Below are 24,420 nucleotides of genomic sequence, written 5' to 3'. Positions count from 1 at the left end.
TAACAGAGGTCGCTTGAGTATTACCTTGCGAAAACACTTGCTCATTAGCATCATTAAAATCACCATCTCTATTGTAATCAATCCACACTCCATAGGCTTCATTATATACAGTACCAGTCCAAGTTGGTGTTACAGTAATTGTATATTGAACGTCCTTAGTTAAAGTGGTAGAGATGCTGGTAAAATCTGAATAAAACTGAGGTCCAGAAGTATTATCAATTGTATTTAATTGAACTCTGCTAATATATTCATCGTTTGTATTTGTACTTGCAGCATTACAATAATTTAATTGAACATCAGTCGTGGTAAAGTTTATTGAACTACTGTAAGCAGAATTACTTCCACCAGAACATTTACTCCTAACTTGAGCCTCATATTGAGTTAATGCTGTTAAGCCATTAATATTTGAAGATATTCCATTTACAGAAGTAGTAATCCAAGAAGGTGCACCAACCTCACGATATCTTAAATCATAACTTGCTCCTGGTACAGCATCCCAACTTAAAGTTGCCGAAGTTGTTAACACATTTGATGCAGCCAATCCTGAAGGCACATCTGCATTACAAACCACTGGTGCTCCAATGGTAAAGTTGGTATTAGAAATATCAAAGAAGATATTATTTGCACCTCTTACCATGACTCGGTTTTGATTACCTTGATTGTTGGGAACTATAATGTCATGTGAGCCATCATTTGTCACACCAGAGGCTAATGTTATTGGGTAAGTATCACCTCCATCTGTAGATAAGAAAATATCAACATTGGCAGCGTTAACTCCGTTTCCTGTGGTTCCCGCAACATCCCAAGTTACAGTTTGAGTTGTTCCTGCATCCCATGTTACATTCGTATTAGGAGAGTTCAGAACAAAAGGACCAGCTGTTCCATTAACATTGACTGCCATATCATCACTATTATTAGTTCCTCCTCCTGCTACATTATCTCTAACTGTTAATCTAAAATTAAGTGTTCTAGCAACATCAGGAACTGCTTCCCATTGCCATGAAGTTGCGCCTGTTTTAATTGTTGAAAGTCTAGGAAAATATCTAAACGTATCTGATGTTGGTTCATAAGCTCTAAACGCAACTCCTGTGGTTGCATTTACACTTGGATATGTAGTTGCAGCATTATTTTCATCCATTTGCTCCCAAACGTATGTTAGTGCATTAGAAGGTGTATCTGCATCTGAAGCTGATCCATCTAAAACAAAAGCCGTTCCTTTTGGAATGGTATAATTAGAACCTGCGTTTACAACAGGAACAGCATTGCCAGTATTGGTATTTGTTTGGCAACTTGTTGTTTTTACATAATCGGTGACTTGTTCAATTGAAACAGCGTGGAAATTAGGTGTTACGTTTTGTTCTACATCAGTAGCACCTGTAATTCCTGCATAACTCATAATTGTTGTGCCACTTCCTGGTTCAACTTGTACATTGGTGCCTTCATTACCATTAAAAGTCCATGTATGGTTGGCTCCGAATTGGTGCCCCATTTCGTGTGCTACATAATCTACATCGAAAAATTCACCTTCAGGAACCGTAGCTGATGTCCAGCCACTTCCTTTTTGATTATTAACACATACACAGCCAATACATCCAGCATTTCCGTTATTTTGAAGATTAGCGAATAAGTGTCCGATATCATAATTTGATTCTCCGATAACACTGGTTAATGTGGATTGAAGCGCACTGTTATAACCACCTGTAGAATTTCCATAAGGATCGCTACTTGTACTTGTATATATAACGTCATCAGTATTATTAATTAAAACCATTGTCACGTTAAAATCTGTTTCAAAAATTCCATTCACTCTAGTCATTGTTTGAACTATTGCTGCCAAAGCCAAGGCTTTAGTTCCTCCATGGTAGTTTGTGTATTCTCCTGTTGTGGAAACCACTAACCTGTATGTTCTTAAAATACTATCATCCGCATTTCTAAAAGATATATTTTGAGAATTCATAGTGTTATTCATACTCTCAGTAACTGAACACTCAAAATCATTATCTATATTGATTTTGTTGGCTCTTGTAAATACAGAATATACTGAAGCATCATCAGTAAGAGTTTCAATAAATGTCGCAGGTTTATTAGCTGAAAATCGTATGCTTTGAAAACCTAAAGGGGTTACACTAAATCTGATTACTGCTGAAGGGTCATCTATACCTTGTCCAGCATAAGATTTAATTTCTGGATATCTTTCAGCAAGTTCTGGTTGCATAACTGAAGCTTCAAAAATTCTAAAGCGTTCAAAATCTCCATTTGCATTTGGAAATGACATCACCACATTTGATCCATTAGTGAATTTACCTCGCTGTGGTACATTAGCTAAAGTTTGCCTTAAATTTTCAGTATTTAAAGCAAATGTTTGAGATCTTGGCAGATCTTGTTTACTTGATTTTACAATAAAATTGTTACTAATTGTTTGTTTTTGCCAAAGCGAATTGCTTTGTGACATTGCAAAACTTGAGCTCATCACAAAGATGAGTAGGAGTAATTTAATTTTCATTTGTTTAGAGGGTTATAAGGATTAATCTAATTGCGAAAAAATTCGATAATGAAAATAGAATATTTTTATCAAAACAAAATTACTTTGTTGATAAGTTTTCAATGAATATTATGTATTTACGGTTTTTCCGTAACAAATTTGAAGAAAACTACTACAATTCTCACTTATTTAGCTTTATTATTAAGTAATTCATAATAACATAAATCTGGTTTTTAGAGTAAATAAAAAGCCGCCAAAGAAAACTTTAACGGCTATCAAACTTGTAAAACTTTACCATCCTTTTACGATGGTATTGTCTATGAATTTCTTACTTAATAATTATCTTTTTACTAATTGTACTAGATGAATTTATAAGTTGAACTAGATATACTCCATTAGAAAAATTAGAGGTATTAATATTATTGGTAGTTGTATCCTTTTCTAAGTTAGTTCTAATAATTTCTCGTCCTTGAATATCATATAAAATGAACGATGTATCTTCTTTTAATTGTCCATTAACAACAATTTGTTTTAGACCAGAATCGTTAAATACTTGAATTGTATCAAAATCAGAGCTTATAGTAGATAAAGTTTGAGGTTCAAATCTCAAATAAAAACGACCAGTTCCTAATAAATCTGAATCTGCTGTTAAATTATAATCAGAAGTGTTTAGTAGTGTAATTACATTTGTTAACGTATCTTCTAAGTATACATTATACTGTAAATCGTCTGTATTCATACTTATAACGACCTGTTGTCCTTGTAAAATATTAATTCCAAGAGGTATTAAAGTCGTACCATTAACATCGTTAAACCCTATGGTTTGTATTGCCATATTTAAATCTTGACCTGCTTCGGTTAATTCGGTATAAATCGAAAACGAAGAAGGCTCTTCTTCAAATAATTCTGCATCATAACCAATATCAAGACCAAGAGATGCATTATTTTCAAAGTAAATATCTGTATTCGAAGTTTTATCTGGTCTACTCATTGTGATGACAAAATGGGCAAGGTTTGAATTTCTTCCAGCAATAAAATCATCAGTGGTTCCTATGCTTCTCATAGAAGGGTTAAAAATTACATTTGAACTACCATTATCTTTTGATGAGACAAAGAATCCTTGACCTGGAGCAATTAAACTTCCAGGGTTATTATCTGAATACGCCATATTCCAAATGGTCCACTCAGTTCCAAATGTAAGATCTGCATCATACCCATATACTGCAACAGTATTAGGATCTAATTCATTCAAGTTAGCCATTAAGAAATCTTCTAATTTTATATAAGAAGTATATGGATTTCCGACTAAATTCCATTTAGTATAATCTGTTCCTGAATATACTATTGGGATACTTAATGCTGTATTTGTAACTGCACCTTCAAAAGTGAAGGTTCCATCATCAGTAGATGCTGCTCGATACCCTTTTGCTGCTTCTAAAGTAGCTGTCTCTGTATTAGAAAATAAAGTATAATCATTTAAAGGTTTTTCGAAAGGCCCAAATAAGTATAGTGTTTCTCCAGTATTGGCAAATATATTTGAGTTATTAGAAATGAAACTGGTAAAAACTTCACCACTTACAGGAGGTGAAATAAGATCATTTCCTCCAGGGTTATCGGTAACATGTCGGTTATATTTCACATTTCCAGTTACTGTACCATCAACAAGTAAACTTGAAAATATTGTAGAACTAGAGTTTAAAACAAGGTTTCCATTATTCAAAACATCAATATCTCCAGCAACCGTAATATTATATGCCTGATCGATATCAATTGAAGCTCCTGAATTTACAGTTAAATCATTTATACTAATATCTGTTGTATTCACATTGTAAATACCATCTAAGATTAATACATTGTCTGCAGTTGTCGTTCCGTCAGGCGCACTTGGATCCCAAGAACCTCCAGAATATAGTAAGCCATCATACTTTACATTTACAGTATAGTCTTCTACTTCACCATCAAAATTTGTTTCACAAGAAGTCGGGTCGGAATTGTATTTAGCAGACACTCTCATTCTTGTATTACCGAAAACCATACTTTCGGGAACTGAAACAGATACAGTTGGTAATGCTCCGTCGGCTACACCCTGTATATCTCCTAAATCATATTCTTCACCAGAATCATCAAAATCTCCATCTTTATTCCAATCAATCCATACAAAAGCATGAACTACAAAATTCCCATCGGTATCTACATGTACCGTGAGGTCTACTGATGTTCCTTGAGTTATATCCGTGCTTATATTGGTAAAATCTTCATAGCCTACATCTTTTGGTGAACCATCTACATTATCTATAGTACCAAAGATTACTCGTGTCACTCCAGTTTCATACTGTGTGTCTCCGAAAGAATCACAATAAACGGCTTCAATAACATTTACAGTTCGTACAACCTCAACAGCTGGATTACCTGCAGCATCACTTACGTTATAAGTAACAAGATAAGTTCCAAGTGTGTTTGGGTTAACTGTATCTCCTGCGATTACAATACTTGATGTTAAGTCGCCATCTTCATTATCAGAAGCAGTTGCTCCTAATTCAGAATATGCTGCACCTAAGCCTAAATTTATTGTGGCTGCTCCATTTAAAGTTATTACTGGAGCTTCTGTATCTGGAATTGGGTCTCCAATTCCAATCTCATCAATTGCTATATCACTAGCAAATCCATTACCAGTTGTACCAATGAACCTCAATTTAATATTTTGATTAAGATATCCTAATCCAACTAAATCAATATTTTGATTATTCCAAACATCACCTTGATCACCAGAAATTGTGAAAATATTTGTCCAAGAAGCACCATCGTCGTTAGAGGCTTCAACATCAATTGAACCTGTATCATCTCCAAACATGTGGTAATAAAAAGAAAGTGTTGCTTGAGTCAATCCATCTAAATCAAAACATGGACTTTCAAAGATTGCTGTTGCGTTAGCACCAATCTCTCCAGGAGAATTATTACTAGAGGCTTCAAGAAATAAATAATTACCTCCACCTGTTATATCATCTGAAGGTCCTGTATTTCCAGAAGGTGTTCCTCCTGCATCTAAAATCCAATCACCATCATCACCAGTTAATTGAGACCAGTCTCCTTCTCCTACATCAAAAGTTTCTAAGTATGGATACGACGTTATTTGAGTACCAGAACATGGAGGTAATGCTGGTGTCGTAAATGTAATTATACTTGAATAAGCAGATGTTGAATTGTCTGGACATCGACTCCTTATTTGAGTTTCATAATCTGTTTCCGGAGTTAAACCAGTTAAATCAAATGGCGTATTACTTGAAGAAACATCTATCCACGTCCCTGAACCAACTACTCTGTATTGAATATCAAATACTACTGCAGCTATTGTGTCCCAAGATAAACTTACTGAAGTTGCTGCAACATTAGAGCTCGCATAATTTGCAGGTACTGATGCTGTACAGCTAATTGGTGCCGCAATAGTAAAATCGGCATCTGAAATATCAAAGAATATATTGTTTTCTCCTCTCACCATGACTCTATTTTGAGTTCCTTGATTACTAGGTACAACAATATCATGTGAACCATCGTTAGTTACTCCTGTTGCCAAAGTTATTGGGTAAGTGTCTCCACCATCAGTAGAAAGAAAGATGTCTACATTAGCTGCATTAATACCGTTTCCAGTTGTACCTGCCACATCCCATGTTACTGTAGCAAAAGACCCTTCATTCCAAGTGATATTTGTATTTGGAGAGTTTACAACAAATGGTCCAGCTGTGCCATTAACTGTGACTTCTACATCACCACTACTGTTTGTTCCTCCTCCAGCAACATTATCTCTAACTGTTAGTCTAAAATTTAAAGTTCTTGCAATTGTAGGGACAGATTCCCATTGCCAAGTTGTAGCGCCTGTTTTAATAGTTTCTAGTCTGGGAAAATATCTAAATGTATCAGAGGTTGGCGCATATGCTCTAAAAGCAACACCTCCTGTTTTTGTTGGACTAACTTGAGTCGATAAGTTTCCATTATTATCTATTTGTTCCCAACAATATGATAATGTATTAGCGGGAACAGAAGCATCAGTTGCTGATCCATCTAGTATAAAAGCAGTTCCATTCGGGATGGTATAATCTGAACCAGCATTTACAACTGGTACAGCATTACCAGTAACGGTTTCAGTTTGACAATTTGTACTTTTCACATAATCTGTAACTTGTTCTATAGATAACGCATGGAAATTTGGGGTAACATTATTTTCAACATCGGTAGCTGGTCCTCCTGTTATTCCAGCATAACTCATAATAGTTGTTCCGCTTCCTGGTTCAGCTTGAACACCAGTCCCTTCACTTCCTGCATGTGTCCATGTATGGTTTGCGCCGAACTGGTGTCCCATTTCATGAGCTACGTAATCGACGTCAAAAAATTCTCCTTCAGGTACTGTTGCTGTAGTCCAGCCACTACCCTTAGATCCATTGACACAAACACAACCAATACAACCTGCATTTCCACTATTTCCACCAGTCCCAAATAAATGACCAATATCATAATTTGCTTCTCCAATTTCTGCTGTTAAAGTAGATTGTAGCTGACTATTAAGATTTCCAGTGTAAGGATCAGATCCTCCATCAGTATAAATTACATCATCCGTATTAGCAATTAATGTCATATTTACATTAAAATCTACTTCAAAAATACCATTCACTCTTACCATAGTTTGAACAATAGCTGCTAAAGCATCGGCAACAGTTCCTTGATTTCCGCTACTGGCATGATAGTCTGTATACTCACCTGTTGTTGAAACTGCTAAACGATAGTTCCTTAAAATACCATCATCTGCATTTCTAAATTGCATCGTATTGGCATCGATAACATTGTTTAAACTTTCAGACACCGAACATTCAAAATCATTATTCATGTTAATTTTCTGATCTCTAGAAAATACGGAATAAACATTGTTATCATCTGTAATGGCTTCTATAAAAGAAGCTGGTTTGTTAGCCGATAAACGCATACTCTGAAATCCAAGAGGTGTAACACTAAATCTAATCACTGAAGTAGGATCATCAACGCCTTGGCCAGCATAAGATTTAATTTCTGGATATCTTGCAGCAAGATCTGGATGCATTTCAGAAGTTTGAAAAATTCTAAAGCGCTCAAAACTTCCATCTGCACTTGGAAACGACAAGACTACATTTGAAGTATTCGTTGTAGATTTACCACGTTGTGGAACATTGGTTAACGCTTGTCTTAAGCTTTGAGTATTTAAAGTAAATGTATGAGATCTTGGAAGATCTTGTTTACTTGCTTTTACATTGTTGATGTTAATCGTTTGCTTTTGCCAAAGAGAATTGCTTTGAGACATTGCAAAACTTGTGCTCATCAAAAAGATGAGTAAGAGTAATTTAATTTTCATTTTTAGAGGCTTAGTTAAACCACAAAAATACTCATAATCAGGTTTTCCTCAAAGAAATAGCTTAATTATTGATGTTTTTCTAATAAAAAAATTAAATATTTGGATTTCTTGCATTAATTTAAAAAATCTCATAGTTATGTCCAATAAAGTTTAGAAAACACATTTTGTTTAAGAAATAAAAAAAGGCTCAGATTAAAATCTGAGCCTTTTTTACTTATGTGGTTAGTATTATCGTAAGATTAGTTTTTTGCTATTCGTACTTGTATTGTTTGTAAGCTGAATAAGATAAACCCCTTTTGAATAACTTGCAGCATCAATAACATTAAAGTTACTATTAATATCCAAATCTGCTGTTAGAATTATTCTTCCTTGAATATCATATAAAACTATTGATGTATCTTCAGTTAACTGTCCTTTAACAACAATTTGTTTCGATGATGAATCATTATAAATTTGAATCGTATCAAGATTGGTTTCTGAAACAGATAATGTTTCAGGTTCAAATCTCAAATAGAAACGACCTGTACCTAATAAATCTGAATCTGCTGTTATATTATAATCCGAAGTATTTAAAAGCGTCGAATTATTTGTTAATATGTCTTCCAAATATACGTTGTATTGTAGATCTTCAGTATTCATACTTATAGCTACTTGCTGCCCTTGTAAAAGATTAACACCTAGAGGCACTAGAGTACTTCCGTTTACATCATTAAATCCAATAGATTGAATTGCCATATTTAAATTTTGACCTGCTTCAGTTAATTCTGAGTAAATAGAAAATGATGAAGGTGTTTCTTCATATAATTCTGCATCATAACCTATATCTAATCCAAGACTTGCGTTATCTTTAAAATAAACATCTGTTTCTGAAACTTTAGTTGAAGAGGTCATTCTGATTACAAAATGAGCAATATTAGAATTTCTTCCTTGTATAAAATCATCACCTGTACCCTTTGTTCTCATTGAAGGTGTAAATGATACGTTTGAACCTGCCACTTTTGAAGATACAAAAAATCCTTGGCCTGGCGCAATTAAACTATTTGGGTTTGCATCAGAGTAAGCCATATTCCAAACAGACCAAACACTTCCATCTGTATCGTTTGCGTCGTAACCATAAACAGCAACACTTTGAGGATCTAACTCATTTATGTTTGCATTTAAAAAATCATCTAATCTTATATAAGATGTATATGGATTACCTACTAAATTCCATTTAGCGTTTTCTGTTCCTGAATGTATAATAGGAACATTCAATGCTCCTGTGGTAACATCTCCTTCAAAAGTAAATGTTCCATTATCTGTTGATGCTGCTCGATATCCTTTTGCAACCTCTAAGTTAACAGCTTCTACATTTGAAAATAAAGTATAATCATTTAATGGCTTTTCAAATGGACCAAATAGGTAAAGTGTTTGTGCTGAATTCGATAATATGTTAGAATTATTAGAAATAAAACTAGTAAATGACTCACCACTAACTGGAGGAGCAATAATATCATTTCCACCTGCATTAGAAGTAACATGACGGTTATATTTAACATTTCCAGTAACCGTCCCATTAACAATTAAACTTGAAAATTCATTTGAATCTGAATTTAAAACAATGTCACCATCATTAATAATTTTTCCAGCTACAGTTGCGTTTGATGATTTATCAACATTAATAGTTGCTCCAGAATTTACATATAAATTATTGATACTAATATCTGAACTGTTAATGTTATAGGTTCCGTTTTCAACTAAAACATGATCTGACGATGTCGAATTGCTAGGAGCATTTGGAGTCCAAGTACCACTATTATAAACTAAGCCATTAAACAAAAAGATATTATAATCCTCAACTTCTCCATATGAAAATGTTTCACATGATCCTGGACGAGCATCATATTTAACTGAGACTCTCATTCTTGTATTTCCTGTTGTTACAGTCGTTGGAACGGTAAAATTAGAACTTTGAGTGCCATTTTTATTAATTCGATTTAAAACACGTTCACTATTAGCAAAGTTGCCGTCTTTATTAAAATCTATCCATACTCTACAACCTATATTGTAGTTAGAAAGTCTTTGAAGCGTTACAGTAACATTATGTGTTGTTCCTTGAATTAAATTTGTAGATATACCTGTAAAATCTGAATATGATGTTGCTCCTGATGTATTGTCAATGGTATTTAATTGCACTCTATTTATTGAAAAAAAACTTGAATCGTTTCCTTGAGATGCACAATAAGTAACTGACGATGTTGAAAAAGCAAACGTATTTGAATACACTGAAGTATTCGCATCACATAACGATCTTACTTCGAACTCATAATCTGTTCCAACATTTAGTCCTGTAAGGTCATGTGTATTTGTAACTAATCCAAGAACATCTGTCCAGGTCGAATTTCCAACTTCTCGATATCTTAGGTCAAATGTTGAACCTGTTGAAGTCCAACTCAAAGTGGCAGAATCTGAAGTTATTGCAGATGCATTTAACGAATTAGGTACAGATGGTGTTAATGGAGTCATTAACACGTCTGATAATGTAATTGTAATACCATCTGTTATTGTTTGGCTACTAACAGTTACTGATTGATAACATGGAGCTTCAAAAATTAAGCTATAAGTACCTCCTTTAATAGGTCTATAAAATGCGCCATGATTATCAGTATATATTTCTGAATTATATGCATCGTGATTAACTACAGTAACTTTTACATCTTCGATAGGGTTATTTGTATTAGCATCAAGCACAAGCCCTCTAAAACCATACGTTCCTTGAGTTAAAAAATCTAATAATGCATCTCTATTATAATACCAATAATCATCTAATAAACTTTCTTGTAAAATTTTTACATCAGACAATTCTATAGTAATCTCTCTACACTGCTGATAATAATTCATGTAATCTTGACGACCACCAAACACACGATACCACTCAGCTCCATGAGTTACACCAGGACTTTGAGCATAATCATTATGCCATGCCTGATTACCTGCATTCTCATCCCAATCATCATCATCAGTCATGTATGATGCTTTGTTGGTGTATGAAGGTGTTGAAGTATTACCAGAGTTTGCATCCGTTTGACAATGCGTGGCATATTCTACACCAATATGTTCAAACCAATCATTATCTGAGTGTATATGTTGAGCTGAATATGCGTTATCAAAAGGATAATTTACTAATTCTGTTCCACCATGAAAATTAGCAGAAATGACAAAGTCATGAGCATCTGCAAGTGCCATAAAAGCCAAAGTTTCTGTTTGATATACTTCTCCATCATCATGAGGACCAGCAATATTATCTGGATAGTTTCTGTTTAAATCTATATTATTTCCATTACCTCTTCTAGCCTGAACAACTGAAGTATTATTAGCGCTGTTATGGTATGTTCCATCTGGATTAGCACTTGGGTTAATCCAAATCTCAGTATTCTCAACTAAGTTTTGAATTCTAGGATAATCTGAATGATTGGGATCATTGTAAACTGTTAATATATAATCTATTAATGTTAACATCATTGGGTAACCAGCAATTTCATCACCATGCATAGATGATGTAAGCATGAGTTTAGGCTCTTGCTCATCTGTTGAAACATTATCTGATATTTTTACAAATAATAGTTTTTTATCACCTTGGCCTGTATTTCCTATATCTACCTTTTCAACCAATCCAGGATAATCATCTTCAAAATCTTGCATTTGTTGTGCGTACTCTGCATAAGTAGGATATGAACTTAAAGGAAAAGTTAATGTTGAAGCTGCAGATCGAGCAGCTAAAGGTCTAACATCATATATTAGAGACTCATCAACTTCATTTTCACTTTGCGGAATATTGTAAGGAAGATTTTTTTCTTCAAACTTTCTGAATTGAGCCTCATTAGCCCATGCTGTGACCGTTTTAGTTACTGGGTCATAATTAATAAGAGACATGTTACGAGTTAGTAATTCTAAATCATTTTCTCTTTCAATCTGAAAAGTAAACGTAAGTTCACCTTGTTTATCAAGGTAATTTTCGGCTTTAATTTTTTCTGAGTTTTGCCCATTTACATTAAGTAAAAGCAATAATAAAGCGGCTAAGGTTAAAGTAATTTTTTTCATTTTAATTTGGGGTTTCAATGAATTTATCGGTGCTAAGATATAACATTTCTGTTATTTTATTCTATGAAGTGCAAAAAATATCGATGAAATGCATTTTGTCAAAATTCATAATGGCTTAAAGCATTGATTTACTGCTGATTAAAATTAAATCTGAAAACGGGAAATATTAGTCTTTTTCTTACAGCGAGTAAAATTCTTAATTTAGAATTAATATTATAATTGTCTATTTTTACACATGCCTAATACAAATTTACTAGATGTTAAAGATCTTTCAATTTCATTTTTTAACGAAAAGGAAACTGAAATAATTCATCATATTTCTTATCATTTAGAAACTAATGAAATATTAGGAATTGTAGGAGAATCCGGTTCTGGAAAATCAGTTTCTACATTGGCTATTTTGGGTCTTCTTCCAAAAGGTATTTCGAAAATTACAAGTGGTAGCATAAATTTTAATGGACAAAATTTAACTACTTTATCAACAAAAGCTTTTCAAAACATTAGAGGGAATGAAATTGGAATGATTTTTCAAGAACCAATGAGTTCTTTAAATCCTTCTATGACCTGTGGCAAACAGGTTGTTGAAATTCTTCTTCAGCATACCAAATTATCAAAAGTTGAGGCAAAAGCTGAAACCATATCTCTTTTTGAAAAAGTAAAACTTCCTTTACCAAAACGTGTTTTTAAAGTTTATCCTCATGAAATTTCAGGAGGACAAAAGCAACGTGTTATGATTGCTATGGCTATTGCTTGTAAACCAAAACTTCTTATTGCAGATGAGCCAACAACTGCTTTAGATGTAACAGTGCAAAAAGACATTATTAAACTTTTAAAGCAGTTACAAACTGAAGAAAACATGAGTGTTTTATTTATTTCTCATGATCTAGCTTTAGTTTCAGAAATTTCTGATCGTATTTTAGTAATGTATAAAGGAGATATCGTTGAACAAGGTCCTGTATTAGACATTTTTCATAAACCTCAGCATACTTATACTAAAGCATTACTTAGCTCAAAACCTTCATTAGAAATACGCTTGAAACGATTACCAACTATAAAAGATTTTATGGAAGGAAAATCAGTTAATGACATGGTTAGTACAACGCAACGCAAATCGGCTCATAAACTATTATATAGTAAACCTCCACTACTAGAAATTGTCAATCTAGAAAAAGAATATCTGTCGAAATCAGGTTGGTTTGGGAGGCAAGAATCATTTAAGGCTTTAAACCAAATCAGTTTTAGTCTATACGAAGGGGAAACATTAGGCTTGGTTGGAGAATCAGGTTGTGGTAAATCTACATTGGCTAATACCATTCTCCTATTAGATAAATCAACTGCTGGGCAAATCATATACAATGGCATAGATATTACAACACTTAATACAACACAAGTTCGACAGTTAAGAAAAGATATCCAAATTATATTTCAAGACCCTTATGCTTCACTAAACCCAAGAATAACAGTTGGAAAGGCCATTATGGAACCGATGAAAGTTCATGGGATAGGCAGCTCAGATTTAGACAGAAAAGAAAAAGTATTAAACCTCCTTTTTAAAGTAGGCTTAGATAAAAAATATTTTGATAGATATCCACATGAATTTTCTGGTGGACAACGTCAACGAATAGGGATTGCAAGAGCTATTGCTTTAGAGCCAAAATTAATTATTTGTGATGAGTCGGTTTCTGCGTTAGATATTTCAGTACAATCACAGGTGTTAAACTTATTAAATGACTTGAAAGATAATTTCGGATTTACATACATTTTTATATCACATGATCTTGCTGTTGTAAAATACATGTCAGATCAATTATTAGTAATGAATAAAGGTGAAATTGAAGAAATAGATGATGCCGACATCATTTATGAAAATCCTAAAAAGGAATACACTAAAAAACTTATTCATGCTATTCCAAAAGGATTATAACATGAATATTTTTTTAGTTAGGGTTAAGATATTTTTGAGCAATCTTAATGAGTTTCTAAAATTAAGTTTAACCTTATTTTCAGAAGTAGTAGGTTTAAGTAGATTTGGGGCAAAAAAATTCATAGGTTAAAGTTTATGATAGTTTTGGGGCAAATCATAAAGTTAAGTTTATGGTAAATTTGGTTTATTATTGTTTCGATTTGGTTTAGCGAATATGTAACAAGTTTTTAATTTATCAGTTAAAACACACAATTAATCGATGAAATACGTTTAATTTTAACATTTATACGGTTTTTTCCTACAAATAAATTGTTTCGTTTTTAATTATAATCATAAAAAAACCACTAACAAAAGTGGTTTATATATCAATATTAAACTGATAAATTAACTTTTAAATTATCATTTCTGGGATATCTCCTTCAATGATTAAAGTCCCTTCAGTGGCACTTTTAATATCGTCTACGGATACACCAGGAGCACGTTCTAAAAGCTTAAAACCTTGTTGTGTGATTTCCATTACAGCAAGATTAGTTACTACTTTTTTAACACAACCAACGCCTGTTAATGGTAGAGAACATGTTTTTAGAAGTTTAGATTGTCCTGCTCTATTGGTATGCATCATAGCAACAATAATATTTTCTGCACTAGCGACTAGGTCCATTGCTCCACCCATTCCTTTTACCATTTTACCTGGAATTTTCCAATTAGCAATATCTCCATTTTGAGCAACTTCCATTGCTCCTAAAATGGTTAAATCTACATGCTGACCTCTAATCATTGAAAAGCTAGTAGCTGAATCAAAGAAACTTGCTCCAGGTAATGTTGTTATGGTTTGTTTTCCTGCATTAATAAGGTCGGCATCTTCATCTCCCTCAAAAGGAAAAGGTCCCATTCCTAAAACACCGTTTTCACTTTGAAACTCAACTTCAATATCTTCTCGAACATAATTAGCTACCAATGTAGGAATACCAATTCCTAAGTTCACATAATAACCATCTTGGACTTCTTTTGCGATGCGTTTAGCAATTCCGTTTTTATCTAACATATCAATCTCTTTGTCTTACAGTTCTTTGTTCAATTCTCTTCTCGTAGTGTTCTCCTTTAAAAATACGCTGAACAAAAATCCCAGGGATATGGATTTGATTTGGGTCTAATGTTCCAACTGGAACAAGCTCTTCCACCTCAGCAACTGTTATGTTTGCAGCGCCACACATATTTGGATTAAAATTTCGTGCTGTTCCTTTAAAAATTAGATTACCAGCTTCGTCACCTTTCCATGCTTTTACAAAAGCAAAATCAGCTTTAAAGGCATGTTCTAACACATACATTTTACCATCAAATTCTCTGGTTTCTTTTCCATTAGCGACTTCAGTACCGTAACCAGCAGGTGTATATATTGCAGGAAAACCCGCTTGTGCCGCTCTGCATCGTTCAGCTAAAGTTCCTTGAGGAATTAATTCTACTTCTAGTTCTCCTGAAAGCATTTGTCTTTCAAATTCATCATTTTCACCTACATAAGACGACGTCATTTTATCGATTTGTTTTCCCTGTAATAACAAGCCTAAACCAAAATCGTCGACACCTGCATTATTAGAAATACACTTAAGGCCTTTAACTCCTATTTGGACTAATTTTGCAATAGCATTTTCAGGTATTCCTGAAAGGCCAAAGCCTCCAAACATAAAGGTCATATTATCCTTAACGCCTTCTAAAGCTTGGGAAACATTTGCTACTTTTTTATTAATCATTTCTATAAATTTTGATACCGAAAAATACAAAATAAAAAAGCCATTCTGAAATGAATGGCTATTGATTTTAAGAGTAATTTATTTTAAAAATCTAAGACATCTTTTAAATCATCTGCAGGATCTTTTTCTTCACTATCTCCTGCTTTAAGTTTTTCACAGTCCACTTCAATAGAAAGCTCTTGAGGTTTTTCAAAGTTGCCTTTTGAAACATTAAGTTCTGAGTCTTCATAACAAGCTTTCATATATAATGCCCATATAGGTAATGCCATTGAAGCCCCTTGACCATAGGTAATACTTTTAAAATGAGCAGCTCTATCTTCAGCACCAACCCAAACACCGGTAACTAAGTTTGGAACCATTCCCATAAACCATCCATCACTTTGATTTTGAGTCGTTCCTGTTTTTCCTGCAATAGGATTAGTTAATTCATATGGATAACCTGTAATAATGTCTTTATAGACAGGAACTCTTGAAGCCCAATTATGCCTTAAACGCTGGCCTGAACCACTTTGAGTAACACCTTCCATTAAGTTAATTGTAGTATACGCTACCTCATCACTTAATACATCACGACTCTTTGGAGTAAACTGGTACAATACAGTTCCGTTTTTATCTTCAATACGCGTAACCATTACCGGCTTATTATACACACCTTTATTTACAAATGTTCCATAAGCTGCAACCATTTCATACACACTCAAATCTGGTGTTCCTAATGATATTGCTGGAACTGGTGGAATATCTGACTCTACTCCTAAACTTCGTGCCAAATCGATTACAGGTTGTGGACCAACCTTATCCATTAGACGTGCTGTTATTGTATTGACAGAGTTTGCTAGAGCGCCTTTTAAAGTTAAAAACCCATCATAACGTCCATCAGAATTTTTAGTTGTCCATGGGTCTGGATTACCGTACTTTTCAGCTTCTATTGTAATTTGTTGTCTTGGCAATGTATCACATGGCGATAAATGCAATTGGTCAATAGCAGTAGCGTATACAAATGGTTTAAATGTAGATCCTACTTGTCGCTTTGCTTGTTTTACATGATCGTACTGAAAATGTCTATAATTCATACCTCCAACCCAAGCTTTCACATGTCCTGTTTGAGGATCCATTGACATCATTCCTGGATGTAAAAATGATTTATAGTAACGCATTGAATCAATGGGCTTCATGATTGTATCAACCTCTGATGCTTGTCCATCTTTCCAAGTAAACACAGTCATTTGTGTTGGCTTCTCAAATGATGCTTTTATTTCTTTATCTGTTTTTCCTTTTTCTTTTAGAACTCTCCAACGTTCACCGCGTCTCATTGCATCATTCATTAACTTATCTATTTCAGATTTATCTAGTTCTAAGAAAGGAGCTGTTTTATTTCGGTCAGGTGTGTTTTGGTGATTAAATTCAGCTTGAAGTCTTGGCATATGAAGTTGTACAGCATTTTCTGCATGTTTTTGCATTCTAGAATCTATAGTCGTATATATTTTAAGTCCGTCATTGTATAGATTGTAGTTTTCTCCATCAGGTTTAGGATTGTTTTTTATCCATTTTTTCATAAACCCGTCTAGGTAGGCTCTAAAATAAGTTGCTATTCCTTCACGATGAGATTCTGGAGAATAATTTAGATCTAATTCTGTTTTTTGAAGTGAATCCTTTTGAGTTTCAGTAATAAACTCATATTTTTCCATTTGACTTAATACAACATTTCTTCTGTTTTTTGTGCCTTCAGGATTACGATGAGATCTCGGATTATACAACGAAGAATTTTTAAACATTCCAACCAACATTGCAGACTCTTTTACGTCTAATTCTTTTGGTTCTTTTCCAAAATAGATTCTGGCTGCACTTCTAATTCCGTCTCCATTATTTCCAAAGTCATAAATATTGAAATACATCACAATGATTTCTTCCTTTGTGTATTGACGTTCTAGACGAATGGCAATAACCCATTCTTTAATTTTTTGTGTTACAGCTTCAAATTTATTTTTAGATCTTACACCTACAAACAATTGTCTGGCTACTTGTTGAGAAATAGTACTTGCTCCACCTTTTTTTCCTAGATAAGCAAAGGCTCTTAAGGTTCCTCTAAAATCAATGCCTGAATGATCGTAAAATCTAATATCTTCTGTGGCTACTAAAGCATCAACTAGATGTTTTGGTAATTCATCATAATCAACTGGAGTTCGATTGTCATTTAAATAAAATTTTCCTAGTGTTTTATCGTCTGAGGAAATGATTTCTGTTGCTAAATGAGTTTTAGGATTTTCAAGAATCGTATGGTCTGGCATTTCACCTAAAAAACCCCAAGATGCGAATAAAAAAGTAAGTATGAATAACAAAACAATACCAGTAAATGTCATCCAAAACCAACGTACATATTTTGAAAAATCAACGGTTGTAGTTGATGCTGATTTCTTTTTTACAGTTTTCTTTGCCATAATTAATTTGAATTATTTCGCTCTATTCTAAAGCCAATATCTGTAATACCTTCAAGGTTCATAACACCATTTACTTGACCATTTTTACGCATAGCATGTTGAACTTTAACTTTATACTCTCCTACTTCACTAAAAACATATGGTTCATTAAAACCTTTATACCATAATTTATTTTCTTTAACATCTGTAAATCCTGAGCCTAAAAAAGATCCATCTGGTGCAGTCATTCTATACTCAAGAGTATCTTTTATGGTTTTTCCATTAGGATAATCTAACTCAACAACTAAAAATAAATTGCTGTATTTGTAATCGTTTGTATTTCTTAAATTTACAAATAGGTTATAATTATTAATAGTATCAGGCGCTGTTATTCCAAAGGAGATGACAGAATCTTTATGCCATTGATTCGGTACAGACTTGTATTGGTCAAAAACGTGATTAGAATCACATGACACAACCATTAGGACCATTAAAACAACAAAGTAATGTTTACTTTTTAGCATTATTCTGAGGCTTTTTTCGACGTCTTTGCTTTCCTTTATTCTTTCTAAGTTTGTTTTTGTGTTTTGGACCATCAAAACGTGTAAGACTATCTTGACCAACAACGTTTTCAAACTCTGTTTTAGTATCTTGAATTAACTCAGCAGCATATTCTTCAAGACTAGCTACTTTTTGTTTTGCTTTATTCTTATCAATAATCTCTTTAACCTGATCAGTTGTAAGCACATGCCAATTCATCCACTCACCTTCATAAGCATACCAAAGATGTCCTTTAAAAATATCCGTTTTTTGGCACACAGCTGTTCCCTTTTCAGTATACAATTTTGTATCATTCTTAGGAAAGGCTTTTAATGCATCTAAGTATGCATCTAATTCATAATTTAAACAACATTTAAGTTTGCCACATTGTCCAGCAAGTTTTAATGGGTTTAAAGACAATTGCTGATATCTTGCTGCGGAAGTACTTACAGACCTAAAATCTGTTAACCATGTAGAACAACAAAGTTCTCGTCCACATGACCCTATGCCTCCAAGACGAGCGGCTTCTTGACGAAAGCCAACCTGTTTCATTTCTATACGTGTTCTAAATTCACGTGCAAATACTTTAATCAGCTCTCTAAAATCGACACGTTCTTCTGCAGTGTAATAAAAGGTAGCTTTACTTGCATCGCCTTGATACTCAATATCTGAAATTTTCATTTTGAGCTTCAAATCAATAGCGAACTGACGTGCTTTCACCTTCATTGGCTCTTCTTTGTCTCTAGCTCCAGACCAAACATCAATATCTTTTTGAGACGCTTTTCTATAGATTTTCATGACGTTTTCCTCATCATTAATGTCTATTTTTTTACGTTTCATTTGTACCCTAACCAATTCTCCGGTAAGAGTTACCATACCAATATCATGTCCTGATTTTGCTTGAGTAGCGACTATATCACCTATACTTAATGATAGGTTTTCTGTGTTTTTATAGTATTGTTTTCTTCCGTTTTTAAAACGAACCTCGACACCTATAAATGGTTCTTCTCCTTGAGGCAATGACATATTAGCCAACCAGTCAAAAACAGTAAGTTTATTACAGCTATCTGTACCGCAAGTCCCATTGTTTTTGCATCCTTTTGGTTGTCCATCCTTTCCAGTTGAGCAACTGTTACAACTCATAAATTTTATATATAAATTCTGAAAGGATCTCTTTCAGAAGACGATTCTTAGTTCTTTTGAAATGTAAAGATAAGATTATTTATTGAGTATGATAATAGAGTAAACTAATTCGTTTTCAGTTTCATAACGAGATATAAGCTGTTGTTTTTCAATATTTTAATAACAAAATACGATCATGTGCTTACAATTTTAAATGTTTTCGATGAGTAGATATAAACTTAAAACCAGCAACTATGACTTCAAAAATTACACTATTCCTTTTTATGATTTTAATCTCATGTTTAGGGACTGCACAAGCACCAGGTAATCCAACTGTTAGTGAAGGACCTCCTGTTGATCAAGATAGAAAAGCGTGCATAACTCCTCAACAAAGGAGAGAGATGATTCAGAATATTCAATCTAGTATTGAAGAATTAAAACGAGATAATAAATTATCATTTTCAGAACAACGTAGAGGTAATCATCCCCTTTTTATATGGCCTGTACAAAAAGCAAGTAATGTAAACTTCAACGAAATTTTTAGCATTTATAATTATGTAGATCACAATACAGGATTTCCAAACCAGCTAACCGATTATAATTGTGGAACGAGGACATATGATACTAATGCTGGTTATAATCATGAAGGCACTGATATTGTTACATGGCCTTTCCCTTGGAAAATGTTAGATGACGACGGCGTAGAAATTATTGCGGCAGCACCTGGACAAATTATTGTTAAACATGATGGTGAGTTTGATCGCAGCTGTACCTTTAGCAATCCAGATCCGTGGAATTTAATCATAGTGCAACATAGTGACGGAAGCGTTGCGGCTTATGGTCATATGAAAAATGGCTCAACCACCACAAAAAATGTGGGCGACATGGTTTCTGCTGGTGAATATTTAGGTATTGTTGGAAGTTCTGGTATTTCTACAATACCACATTTACATTTTGAAGTTTTAACCGATGCGACTTTCACCACAATAGTTGACCCTTTCTTTGGTACTTGCAACTCAACAACTGCTGATTCTTGGTGGCAATCTCAAAGTCCATATGCCGATCCAGGAATTAATGCTGTATTAACCCATAGCGCAGCTCCTGTTGTGTTTCCTCCATGTGGAACAGCTGAAACACCTAATATAAGTAATGATTTCGAAACTGAAGATGAAATATTTTTTACTGTATTTTTACGAGACCAGACTGTAGGCGATAATATTAGTCTTGAAATTCTTAGACCTGATAATTCATCTTTGTTTGGTCCGTGGAGTCTTAATGCGACAACAACATCTCCTAATTGGTATTATTATTGGAATTACACTGGTTTTTTTGATATGGTAGGTGAATGGACTTGGCGAGCCACTTTTGGAGGGGAAACTATAAATCACACTTTCAATGTTACTAGTGTATTAAGTATTGATGACAAAGATTTTAAAAATACTTCTGTGTTTCCAAATCCGTTTAATGATACTATTCATATTTCTTCTGGAAAGAAAGTGGTCAAAACTGAAATTGTTGATGTTCTTGGAAAATCAGTCTTATCAATTGAAGATATAGCTAATGGATTAAACAAAGTGGATGTATCTAACTTATCTGAAGGATTATATTTTATTAGACTTCAAAGTAACTCCAATGAAATTAAAACCATTAGGATGATTAAAGAATAAAGTAAAAAAGCTCCATTATGATAATGGAGCTTTTTCTATTTTTTAATACCCTCAAAAATATTTCTTAAATCCTTTTTATAAGGCAAATGATCTGCCCTACCTTTTTTGAAGATATCATTGCTATTTCCTTGCCCTTTTCGCAAAGCCTTCTGCTCCTCAAAAGGTAACTGGTTAATTTCCATACAATTTGAAGAACAACAGTTTTCCATTTGAGTTTTACAATCCTCACATTGAATGAATAGTAAATGACAAGCTTCATTGGCGCAGTTGGTATGCATATCTGCTGGTTTTCCACATTGATGACAATTAGCAATGACGTGCTCAGAAATACGTTCAGAACGACGTTCATCAAAAACGAAATTCTTTCCTAAAAATTTATTTTCTAAATCATTTGCTTCTACTTGTCGTACATAATTGATAATTCCACCTTCTAGCTGAAATACATTTTTAAATCCTTTGTGTTTATAATAAGCACTAGCTTTTTCACAACGAATTCCACCAGTACAATACATCACCAAGTTTTTATCTTCTTTATGTTCTCTAAGGTCTTCCTCTATTAAATCTAGAGATTCTCTAAATGTATCTACGTCTGGTGTCACTGCATTTTTAAAATGGCCTATTTCACTTTCATAATGATTTCGCATATCAACCAACACTGTATTTGGATCTTCAATTAAATCATTAAACCTTGAAGCATCAACATGAACACCTTTGTTAGTTACGTCAAATGAATCATCATTCAATCCGTCTGCTACTATCTTATGACGCACTTTTACCTTTAGTTTTAAAAAAGCAAAATTATCATGCTCTAAAGCAACATTTAATCTTACGTTTTCTAAAAATGAAATGGTGTCTAAATGATTTTTAAAAATTTGAAAATTTTCTGCAGGAACAGAAAGCTGGGCATTTATTCCTTCTTTGGCAATATATATTCTACCGAGAACTTCTTGATCATTCCAAGCCAGAAACATATGGTTTCTGAATATTTCAGTGTTACCAATTTTTGCGTACTTGTAGAAAGAGATAGTTAAGCGATCTTTTCCCGCTTTTTCTATTAATTCTGCTCTTTCTTTAGCACTTAAGCTATTGTACAGTTGCATGCTATACTAATTTAAGTTGTTAAAAAAATTTGAATTACAAAGATAGGAAAAGCATTGACTATAAATATAAAAAAAGCACTTTGGGTGATCCAAAGTGCTTTTTACAGACTAACTCGTTATTAATATTTTTAATTTTATCTTAAAAATATTTTCCGAGCTAGCCGCCATCGGCTTTACAATTACTGTTTGTTTGAACAGAAACTGAAACACCTAAAGCGTTGTTAAAAATAATTTTTCTAAAAAATCTCATCTTTAATTAAAGAATTATTTTTGGGTGGATATGTCATATTACTGACCTTTTTCATAACAAGATTTCCCAATCGCAATTGGTAGATGCAAAATGTTTAAAAAGGTTGCGTCATAAGATTGAAAAAAATTAAAAGATGTTGTAATTTAGCAGACCTATCAAATAAAAACAGATTGAAATGAGCAGTGAAAAAGACGCAAAATTAAAAGCCTTAAAATTAACCTTAGATAAACTTGATAAAGCTTATGGAAAAGGAACAGTAATGAAAATGAGTGACCAAGCGGTTGTTGATGTTGATGCGATCTCTTCGGGCTCTTTAGGATTAGATATTGCTCTAGGTGTTGGAGGATATCCAAGAGGAAGAGTAATTGAAATATATGGCCCAGAATCTTCTGGTAAAACGACATTAACATTGCACGCTATTGCTGAAGCTCAGAAAGCTGGAGGAATTGCCGCTTTTATTGATGCTGAACATGCATTTGATAGAACTTATGCAGAAAAATTGAATGTAGATATTGATAACCTTATTATTTCTCAACCAGACAATGGTGAACAAGCTCTTGAGATTACTGATAATCTAATTCGTTCTGGCGCAATTGATATTGTTGTCATCGATTCTGTAGCTGCGCTTACTCCTAAAAGTGAAATCGAAGGTGAAATGGGAGATTCTAAAATGGGACTTCATGCACGATTAATGTCTCAAGCTCTTAGAAAACTTACAGGTTCAATTAGCAAAACTAATTGTACAGTGATTTTTATTAATCAGCTAAGAGAAAAAATTGGTGTTATGTTTGGAAACCCTGAAACAACTACTGGTGGAAATGCTCTAAAATTTTATGCTTCAGTAAGATTAGATATTAGACGGTCTACACAAATTAAAGAAACCGATGGGAATGTTGCTGGAAATAAAACAAGAGTAAAAGTTGTAAAAAACAAAGTTGCCCCTCCATTCAAAATGTGCGAATTTGACATAATGTATGGTGAAGGTATTTCTAAAGTAGGTGAGATCTTAGATTTAGCTGTTGAACATGAAATTGTCAAGAAAAGTGGTTCATGGTTTAGTTATGGAGAAACCAAGCTTGGGCAAGGAAGAGATGCTGTTAAGGCTTTAATAAAAGACAATCCAGAATTAATGGATGAACTTGAAGACAAAGTTAGAGCGCTTGTAAATGGTGACTCATAAAAAAGCCAAAACAAACTTAAAAATCCCTTAATTGGGATTTTTTTTATTTTTAGACGCAACCTTTAAGGTGATATTGCATCTATATACTGATTAAGGCTAGTATTGCCTAAATATTTATTTATATGAAAAAAATAATTTTATTAGGTTTTATAATCTGTTCAATGTGGTCATGTAGCACTGGAGACGACAATGCACCAGATTTTTATTATGAAACTCTACCTATTGAAAGTGTTAACTTACCTGAAGAATTTCAACTTGGCAGTACACACCAAATATCAATGACATACCTAAGACCTAGTGGTTGTCATTTATTTAATGATTTTTATTTTGTGAGTGAAGGTAATCAAAGAACTATTGCTATAATAAATACTGTTTTTCCAGATCAAGATTGCGAAACATTTGACTATGAATTGGAAGAAGTTTCCTTTAATTTTCAAGTCAATAGCTTTGAAGATTATGTGTTTAGATTTTGGCAAGGAGAAGACAATAACGGAAATGATATTTATTATATCGTTGAAGTCCCAGTAGTAGATTAA

Annotated in this window: 13 protein-coding genes; 4 read left to right on the top strand and 9 right to left on the bottom strand. The window is 33.5% G+C overall.

Annotation, left to right across the window (positions count from 1 at the left end; genetic code table 11):
* From AB8B90_RS02535 to AB8B90_RS02525, 3 genes are all read right to left on the bottom strand, one after another.
* On the bottom strand, positions 1-2,503 hold a 2,503-nt coding region (locus AB8B90_RS02535), incomplete at its 3' end, for a reprolysin-like metallopeptidase (protein WP_405333327.1).
* Positions 2,504-2,810: 307 nt separating this feature from the next.
* Positions 2,811-7,856: a reprolysin-like metallopeptidase gene (locus tag AB8B90_RS02530; RefSeq protein WP_405333325.1), complete on the bottom strand. Its 5,046-nt coding sequence runs from the start codon at positions 7,854-7,856 to the stop codon at positions 2,811-2,813.
* A 228-nt stretch (positions 7,857-8,084) separates the two neighbouring features.
* Positions 8,085-11,936, bottom strand: a complete 3,852-nt coding sequence (locus AB8B90_RS02525) for a M14 family zinc carboxypeptidase (protein ID WP_405333323.1) — start codon at positions 11,934-11,936, stop codon at positions 8,085-8,087.
* Positions 11,937-12,171: 235 nt separating this feature from the next.
* Between AB8B90_RS02525 and AB8B90_RS02520 the strand changes: the two genes are divergently transcribed.
* Positions 12,172-13,860: an ABC transporter ATP-binding protein gene (locus tag AB8B90_RS02520; protein WP_405333321.1), complete on the top strand. Its 1,689-nt coding sequence runs from the start codon at positions 12,172-12,174 to the stop codon at positions 13,858-13,860.
* 391 nt (positions 13,861-14,251) lie between these two features.
* Here AB8B90_RS02520 and AB8B90_RS02515 read toward each other — a convergent pair whose 3' ends face one another.
* The 5 genes from AB8B90_RS02515 to AB8B90_RS02495 all read right to left on the bottom strand — a co-directional run bounded on the left by AB8B90_RS02515 (position 14,252) and on the right by AB8B90_RS02495 (position 19,708).
* Complete coding sequence (locus AB8B90_RS02515) at positions 14,252-14,905, bottom strand: 3-oxoacid CoA-transferase subunit B (protein WP_405333319.1); 654 nt, start codon at positions 14,903-14,905, stop codon at positions 14,252-14,254.
* A 1-nt stretch (position 14,906) separates the two neighbouring features.
* On the bottom strand, positions 14,907-15,608 hold the full coding sequence (locus AB8B90_RS02510) for a CoA transferase subunit A (protein WP_405333317.1): 702 nt from the start codon (positions 15,606-15,608) through the stop codon (positions 14,907-14,909).
* 83 nt (positions 15,609-15,691) lie between these two features.
* Positions 15,692-18,046 (bottom strand): penicillin-binding protein 1A, encoded by a 2,355-nt coding sequence (locus AB8B90_RS02505; protein ID WP_405333315.1) that lies wholly within the window; start codon positions 18,044-18,046, stop codon positions 15,692-15,694.
* Positions 18,047-18,048: 2 nt separating this feature from the next.
* Entirely contained in the window at positions 18,049-18,549 is a 501-nt protein-coding gene (locus AB8B90_RS02500) for a gliding motility lipoprotein GldH (protein WP_405333313.1), read from the bottom strand.
* Positions 18,536-19,708 carry a stage 0 sporulation family protein gene (locus AB8B90_RS02495; protein ID WP_405333311.1) on the bottom strand — a complete coding sequence of 391 codons (1,173 nt, stop codon included), beginning with the start codon at positions 19,706-19,708 and terminating at the stop codon, positions 18,536-18,538. The genes AB8B90_RS02500 and AB8B90_RS02495 overlap by 14 nt, the downstream gene beginning before the upstream one ends.
* A 233-nt stretch (positions 19,709-19,941) precedes the next feature.
* Between AB8B90_RS02495 and AB8B90_RS02490 the strand changes: the two genes are divergently transcribed.
* On the top strand, positions 19,942-21,354 hold the full coding sequence (locus AB8B90_RS02490; protein ID WP_405333309.1) for a peptidoglycan DD-metalloendopeptidase family protein: 1,413 nt from the start codon (positions 19,942-19,944) through the stop codon (positions 21,352-21,354).
* 35 nt (positions 21,355-21,389) lie between these two features.
* Here the strand turns inward: AB8B90_RS02490 and AB8B90_RS02485 are convergent, their stop codons facing one another.
* Entirely contained in the window at positions 21,390-22,454 is a 1,065-nt protein-coding gene (locus tag AB8B90_RS02485) for a rhodanese-related sulfurtransferase (protein WP_405333307.1), read from the bottom strand.
* Between the two features lie 425 nt (positions 22,455-22,879).
* On the opposite strand from AB8B90_RS02485, the gene recA reads away from it, so the two are divergent.
* Together recA and AB8B90_RS02475 are read left to right on the top strand one after the other, a co-directional pair.
* The gene (gene recA / locus AB8B90_RS02480; protein WP_405333305.1) at positions 22,880-23,884 is read left to right on the top strand and encodes a recombinase RecA; all 1,005 of its coding nucleotides are present in this window, start codon (positions 22,880-22,882) and stop codon (positions 23,882-23,884) included.
* Positions 23,885-24,006: 122 nt separating this feature from the next.
* Positions 24,007-24,420, top strand: coding sequence for a hypothetical protein (locus tag AB8B90_RS02475; protein ID WP_405333303.1), 414 nt, complete (start codon positions 24,007-24,009; stop codon positions 24,418-24,420).

Source organism: Psychroserpens sp. (genome assembly GCF_045105015.1).
Taxonomy (GTDB): Bacteria; Bacteroidota; Bacteroidia; order Flavobacteriales; family Flavobacteriaceae; genus Psychroserpens.
This window is presented reverse-complemented; position numbering and strand designations above follow the sequence as displayed.

Bases quoted from the DNA above. Each gene is read 5' to 3' on its own strand.
- AB8B90_RS02475 (WP_405333303.1), top strand. From the start codon at position 24,007: ATGAAAAAAATAATTTTATTAGGTTTTATAATCTGTTCAATGTGGTCA.
- AB8B90_RS02530 (WP_405333325.1), bottom strand. From the start codon at position 7,856: ATGAAAATTAAATTACTCTTACTCATCTTTTTGATGAGCACAAGTTTT.
- AB8B90_RS02490 (WP_405333309.1), top strand. From the start codon at position 19,942: ATGACTTCAAAAATTACACTATTCCTTTTTATGATTTTAATCTCATGT.
- AB8B90_RS02505 (WP_405333315.1), bottom strand. From the start codon at position 18,046: ATGGCAAAGAAAACTGTAAAAAAGAAATCAGCATCAACTACAACCGTT.
- recA (WP_405333305.1), top strand. From the start codon at position 22,880: ATGAGCAGTGAAAAAGACGCAAAATTAAAAGCCTTAAAATTAACCTTA.
- AB8B90_RS02495 (WP_405333311.1), bottom strand. From the start codon at position 19,708: ATGAGTTGTAACAGTTGCTCAACTGGAAAGGATGGACAACCAAAAGGA.
- AB8B90_RS02500 (WP_405333313.1), bottom strand. From the start codon at position 18,549: ATGCTAAAAAGTAAACATTACTTTGTTGTTTTAATGGTCCTAATGGTT.
- AB8B90_RS02520 (WP_405333321.1), top strand. From the start codon at position 12,172: ATGCCTAATACAAATTTACTAGATGTTAAAGATCTTTCAATTTCATTT.
- AB8B90_RS02485 (WP_405333307.1), bottom strand. From the start codon at position 22,454: ATGCAACTGTACAATAGCTTAAGTGCTAAAGAAAGAGCAGAATTAATA.
- AB8B90_RS02525 (WP_405333323.1), bottom strand. From the start codon at position 11,936: ATGAAAAAAATTACTTTAACCTTAGCCGCTTTATTATTGCTTTTACTT.
- AB8B90_RS02515 (WP_405333319.1), bottom strand. From the start codon at position 14,905: ATGTTAGATAAAAACGGAATTGCTAAACGCATCGCAAAAGAAGTCCAA.
- AB8B90_RS02510 (WP_405333317.1), bottom strand. From the start codon at position 15,608: ATGATTAATAAAAAAGTAGCAAATGTTTCCCAAGCTTTAGAAGGCGTT.